Raw genomic sequence first — 2,507 nt, 5'->3', positions numbered from 1 at the left:
GCAGGCGGTCCTCCACCTTCTGGGTGAACCGGGCCGCGGGCGACAGGTGGCGACGCAGGACGGCGTGCTTGCGCACGTACTCGGGGACCTCCCACAGCGCGGTGGTCCCGGCACGGAAGAGCGCGGCGTCCCCGGCCCGCAGCGTGCGGGGTTCGGAGTCGGCGGACGAGACGATCACCGAGCCCTCCACGATGTGGACGATCTCGTCGACGCCGAAATGCCAGTCGAAGCGGCCGGCGGTGCAGTCCCACACATGTGTGGTGGTGGTGCGGTCGGCGCTGGTCGCCCACTGACCGCTGCGCGCCACCGGAGCGCCTTCGCGGATCCACGAAGGCTCGATCGGGTCGTCGCGCAATTCGACGTCGTCCAGCCGGACCGCGACGATCGATGTCGTATTCATGCCGTTCGTCCTATCATGCGGGCCCGCCCGGACGGAACGGCCCCGGACGTCGTTCGCCCTGTCTTTCGCCCTGCCGTCTGACACGATGACTTCCGTGTCCCACCCCGCAGCCCGGATGTCCGGGCGTCCCGACCCGACGGCGCCGTGGTGGCGCAGCGCGGTCTTCTACCAGGTCTATCCCCGGTCGTTCGCCGACGCGAACGGTGACGGCATCGGCGATCTCGCGGGTGTACGCAGCCGTCTGGGTTATCTCGAACTCCTCGGAATCGACGCGATCTGGCTCAACCCGGTGATGCGTTCGCCGATGGCCGACCATGGCTACGACGTGTCCGACCCCCGCGACATCGACCCGCTGTTCGGGGATCTCGCCGATCTCGAGGCACTGGTCGCCGACGCCCATGCGCGCGGGATCCGGGTGGTGATGGACCTCGTACCGAACCATGTCAGCGTCGAGCATCGGTGGTTCCGGGCAGCACTCGAGGCAGGGCCGGGCAGCCGCGAACGACGACGGTTCCATTTCCGGGACGGCCGGGGTCCGGACGGCAGCGCACCACCGAACAACTGGCCGAGCGTCTTCGGTGGCCCTGCCTGGACCCGCATCACCGAACCCGACGGCACGCCGGGTCAGTGGTATCTGCACGTGTTCGCCCCCGGGCAGCCCGATCTGAACTGGGACGACGAGGAGGTCGTCGAGGATCTCGACAAGACCCTGCGGTTCTGGCTGGACCGAGGCGTGGACGGTTTCCGGATCGACGTCGCCCACGGAATGGCGAAGCCGGCAGACCTGCCCGATCACGACGGGTGGGAGACCAACGAACTGCTCGGGCACTCCCCCGCCGACCCGCGGTTCAACAATCCCGAGGTCCACGACATCCACCGCCGGCTCCGGCGGGTCTTCGACGAGTACCCGGGCGCGGTGGCGATCGGTGAGATCTGGGTCGACGACCACGAACGGTTCGCCGAGTACCTGCGACCGGACGAACTCCACCTCGCCTTCGACTTCCACCTGACGTTGTCGGACTGGGACGCCGACGCCATCCGCGATGCTGTCGAGAAGGGCCTGGCCGCAGTCACGTCGGTGCAGGCCTCACCGACGTGGACCCTGTCGAACCACGACGTGGACCGTGAGGTCACCCGCTACGGAGACGGTGAGCTCGGGACGGCACGAGCACGCGCGATGATCCTCGTCGCCCTCGCTCTTCCTGGGACGGTGTTCGTCTACAACGGCGCCGAACTGGGACTGCCCAACGTCGACCTGCCCGACGAGGTGCTGCAGGATCCGGTGTGGGAACGATCCGGGCACACCGAACGCGGACGCGACGGGTGCCGCGTGCCGCTGCCGTGGGAGGGTGGGACGCCGCCGTTCGGATTCACCTCCGCGCAGTCCGCGTGGCTCCCGCAACCTCCGGAATGGTCGGCGCTGACCGTGGAGACGCAACTCGAGGACGTGGACTCGACGCTCTCGCTGTACCGCAGGGCGATCGAGATCCGCAAGGAGCGAACGGAATTCGACGGCAACGAGGTCGCCTGGTACGGAAGCCCGGCGGGGTGCCTGGCGTTCCGTCGCCCCGGCGGCCTGACGTGCGTGCTCAACGCCGGCGACGTCGTGGTCGAACTGCCACCCGGAGAGGTGCTGCTCGCGAGCCGGACGCTCACCGGACGGGAACTGCCACCGGATACCGCCGTCTGGCTGGTGTGACGACCCTCAGAGGACGCTCAGACCGAGCCCGCCGCCGCGCCGCAGGTAGACCGAACCGTAGCGGGCATCGAGGCGCATCCATGTGGCGGACGCACGGACCCGGACCACCTCGGCAGGGTCGATGCCGGCCGAGTCGACGGTGTCGCGACCGGCACCGGGCACGAAACCCATCGCGCCGAGCGCGAACACCATGCGCATCGGCACGCCCACCGTCGTTCCGGCGCCGCTCACCTCGAGAACTTCCTGGGCCAGCAACGACGCCGGGGGTCCCTGCGCACCGTGCTCACGGGTGAGCGCGACACCGCGCTGCGCGAGTTCGACGAGCACTCGCGCCGGCACGTCGTCGACGTGGACGTAACCGTCGTCCGGCGGCAGTGCCCCGCGCCATGCGGAATCCATCGCCCAACC

The 2,507-nt window shown here is 69.4% G+C and carries 2 protein-coding genes and 1 pseudogene; 1 reads left to right on the top strand and 2 read right to left on the bottom strand.

What is annotated here, in order from left to right:
• Positions 1–400: cupin domain-containing protein (locus R1101_RS0121080; RefSeq protein ID WP_016935247.1), on the bottom strand; the 400-nt coding region annotated here is incomplete at its 3' end.
• Positions 401–515: 115 nt separating this feature from the next.
• Here R1101_RS0121080 and R1101_RS0121075 point away from each other — a divergent pair.
• Positions 516–2,099, top strand: coding sequence for a glycoside hydrolase family 13 protein (locus tag R1101_RS0121075; RefSeq protein WP_016935246.1), 1,584 nt, complete (start codon positions 516–518; stop codon positions 2,097–2,099).
• Positions 2,100–2,105: 6 nt separating this feature from the next.
• Here R1101_RS0121075 and R1101_RS0121070 read toward each other — a convergent pair.
• Positions 2,106–2,507 (bottom strand): annotated as a pseudogene (locus R1101_RS0121070) (hypothetical protein); the annotation flags it as partial.

Source organism: Rhodococcus sp. R1101, assembly GCF_000278445.1.
GTDB lineage: Bacteria > Actinomycetota > Actinomycetes > Mycobacteriales > Mycobacteriaceae > Rhodococcus > Rhodococcus gordoniae.
This window is presented reverse-complemented; position numbering and strand designations above follow the sequence as displayed.